We start from the raw sequence: 3617 nt of genomic DNA on the forward strand, positions 1-3617 counted from the left end.
AAAACTAAAAACCTAAAAAATAAAAAGGATAGGTGGAAAAATATGAGGTTAAAAGATGTGTTAACTGTTAAATTAGGTGGAGAAAATTTTGAAATAGTAAAAAGTGATGATATGGAGTATTTAAAAAAAAGAGCTATGATTAATAGTGGTGTTGATTTATCAAGTTGTTACATAAAATGCTCTAATGTTAAAAAATCTATATATAGGAAGTGGTTAGAGTGGGCACGCAACAACGAATGTATAAATAATTTTGGTATATCATCATACAATCCTATGATATTTACATTATCAACTATTTGCAAAAAAAGTAATGTTGAAAATGTATTGTATATAACACCATCACATAACAACTTTTGCATTAGTAATGAAAAGTGGGAAGAATTGAAAAATCTTTGCTATGAAATGAAAAAGACTTTTCAACAAATTTTAGCACAGTACATAAACGTAAAAAAAAATGTGTTATATGATTATACTTGTTATAAAATAGCACAAGAAGAGGGATTGTATTTAATAAAAGAATATAATCCAAAATTTACAAATTGTTTAGGTGGTTTATCAAATAATATAGCTACAAATATAATAAATGCAATAGTGCGTGATATATTCAATTACTAACCTATAAATTAGATAAATAGATAAATAGGAGGATAATATAACATGAAAAAAGATAAAATACTATTTGATAGTATCATGAATACTGAATTTAAAGAACGTGCAAAGAATTTATTATTTACAAGGAAATTTGAAAAAGAAGTGTATAAATTCTATCTAGTTGTAGATAAAATTTGCATATCTAATGAATTGATATATTATTATATCGTTGAAACACCTGAAAATTGTTTTGGTTACAATGATATAATAGATTTTTTTGGTGGTTGTGGATTTTCGACTCATAGATATCAACCTAAATGGATTAAAAATTCTTGTAAAAATGCACTTTTGAAAAGAGGTTTTAGAGGTGGAAGGCTTGAAAATAATCATCGCGATTTTCAAGTATATTTCAAAGAATAATATTTTAAGGCTAGTTAATACTAGCCTTTTTTTTGTTATCGCTTGTTAAACTTTTGTCAATAGCATTGTATTTTCCATTTTAAGACGTTTTTGCCACGTAATGTATATAATAGTATATCTAATTACTTTCATCGCGTTCTAGGTGGTAATACGTGCGTATTTTAGCTATGTCTACAAATAGTATTATATGCACAAGGCGGATAAGGTACAATGTTACTAGATATAACTAAAAGCTATGGAGCAAGGGAAAAGTATAGTTAAAAGCTATGGAATAGAAGAAAATATCCTCTTTTTCATAGAAAATTCATTTTGTGAACTATTCAAACACATACTGTCAAGTAAAAAACTTTACACCTAACACTGTCAAGCAATTTACTTTACACCTATACCACATCTTAAACCACTTCACATAGTTTTTAAAACTACATAATTATTTTACAATTTCTCAAGTTGTCACACAATTCATATATAGTGCAAACTGTTATTGTTTTACTATTTTAGCACTTGCACAACGTACCATATAACGCACGTATTCAATCATACAGACGTTTTATATGTCATAGATAAAATATATTCATACTATCGTGACAAGCCCTATATGACCATGCTATGACGTTATTTTCCGTTACAAGAAATGTCATGCAATGCAAAGCTTGTCAAGGTGTATGTCAACGAATGACATTGAACTCCTTGTGCTGCTACCATATCCATGACAAAACAAAGGTGTTACGTCACGTTTTATGTCAATAAATTTTTTCATGTACTTTGTTGACGTGTCAAGCTTGCAACTTGTCACAACTCCTATATACGTCAAGCCTACTGTCAAGGACTTGTCACCATGTCAAGACTTGTCAAGCTAGTGATACTTAACTAACTTTGGTAAGTTTGTCTAACTAGTGTTAGTGTTGCCTTACTAGTGTAGCCTTGCTACAACCTTAGTTAGTATACCTTACTTGTGTTAGTCAACCTAATCTTAGTTAGCCTTTTTCAACCTCAGTTAGTGTGTCTATCCTCAGTTAGTCTACCTTACCTTAGTTAGTCTGACTAACCTTAGTACATTGCAACTAACCTAAGTAAGTCCAGCTTAACTTCATGACGCCCTTGTCACCAAAGGGGGCACGTTTTGGCAAGAATAGGTGTTCGAATTTTGAAAGGGGGACGGGTAGCAATCTCCCACTTTCACTTCAAATTCCCCCTTTTTCCCCTCTCCAATTTTCATTCCCTTATTCCATTTTCTCACTTATCTCTAATTTTCCATTCCCTACCACTTCCTAACCACGATTTTTTCTTCCACTCACGTTAGAGTACCGAGTTTTCCTAGAGTGTTCCAAGTGCACTAAAACAGATAAATCAACGTGACTATAATAGCCAACGTAACTTGCCACTTCACTCCGTATCAAGATTATAACAATTATGTGTTACGTACCATAAAACTTCGTAGTAGTACAACACTTTCGTACCATAATAGGCACGTGCCCTATCGGTTACCCTCTGTGCACTAAATTTCATACTTCGTGTACATCTAGTATAGTATCATTCATGTTACATAGTAACATTCATATTGTCTGCTTTGCGTACACTCGTATTCAATTATGCCTATTACATGGCACTGTATTCCTGACTTAGTCACAGTGTACACAGTGTACTAAATACAAGTTGTAGTTTTCTGACTAAGTTACACTGTACTGCTAGGCAAGGTTAGGTTAACTATTAGTTGACGTAGCTATAATAGACACGTAACTTAACAGTTACTAAATCTCACAATGCAAACTACGTACCGATACTATTTATCTCCTGTGGGTGCATTGTTCGATTACGTCTATTACATAGCCACTCGTTTACCAACTTAGTCAAAGTGTACTAAAATTTGTAGTAGGAACTACAAGTTAAAGTTTTCTGACTAAGATTTACTTGGTAATCTTTTGTAGATACGTAGTAGTTTACTGCTAGTTAAAGTTTACCATTCTAGTTGAAGTATCTAACATGGTTAATTTTATTAAGACAATAGAATTGTAAATTACTTGGTTAGTCTAACAACCCTAACTTAGTTACAGTGAACTACTAGACTAAGTAAGTGAACTTTATCTTACTAGTAACTAAAATATTCTATTGGTATTAATAATATAATAATTACTAAAGTTACTAAACTGTTAAAGACTTCTATTCTAGTCAAATAACTAATATGTTTAGTTTAAATCTATTAATACTATAATAAATCTCATTACTAAACTAATCTAGTACCCTAACTAAGTGCAATGCACTATAATACTGTTGTCACTAAAACTATCAGTATACTGTCACTAGGATAGTAGGGTAAAACAGTAAGGTTACTTTATTTACTTATGGAAATTAAGAATACTATAACCTTTTAGTAGCTATCACTAAGTCAGTAAACTAAACCATATAGGTAATCTAATACTATTGTAATATTTTATAGTAATACTGTAAGGTTATCTACAAGTTATAGTCCGTCAAGTTGCATCTAACTGTTATAATACTATACGTGTTTATACTACAACTATCGTGTATATCATATCTACACTTTATAGGCAACTTGACTAGTATAGTAGGGTAGAACTCAAAGAGTAATAACATATGTTAATAAT

The 3617-nt window shown here is 30.9% G+C and carries 2 protein-coding genes; both read left to right on the top strand.

Annotation, left to right across the window (positions count from 1 at the left end; translation table 11 throughout):
* On the top strand, positions 1-615 hold a 615-nt coding region (locus tag J6Y29_00025), incomplete at its 5' end, for a hypothetical protein (GenBank protein ID MBP5426281.1).
* A 42-nt stretch (positions 616-657) separates the two neighbouring features.
* Positions 658-1011 (top strand): hypothetical protein, encoded by a 354-nt coding sequence (locus tag J6Y29_00030; protein MBP5426282.1) that lies wholly within the window; start codon positions 658-660, stop codon positions 1009-1011.
* Positions 1012-3617 lie beyond the last annotated feature (2606 nt).

Source organism: Clostridiales bacterium (genome assembly GCA_017961515.1).
In the GTDB taxonomy this organism is placed as follows: domain Bacteria; phylum Bacillota; class Clostridia; order Acetivibrionales; family RGIG10202; genus RGIG10202.

Excerpts from the sequence above, each read along its gene's own strand:
- J6Y29_00030 (MBP5426282.1), top strand. The coding sequence starts at position 658 with ATGAAAAAAGATAAAATACTATTTGATAGTATCATGAATACTGAATTT.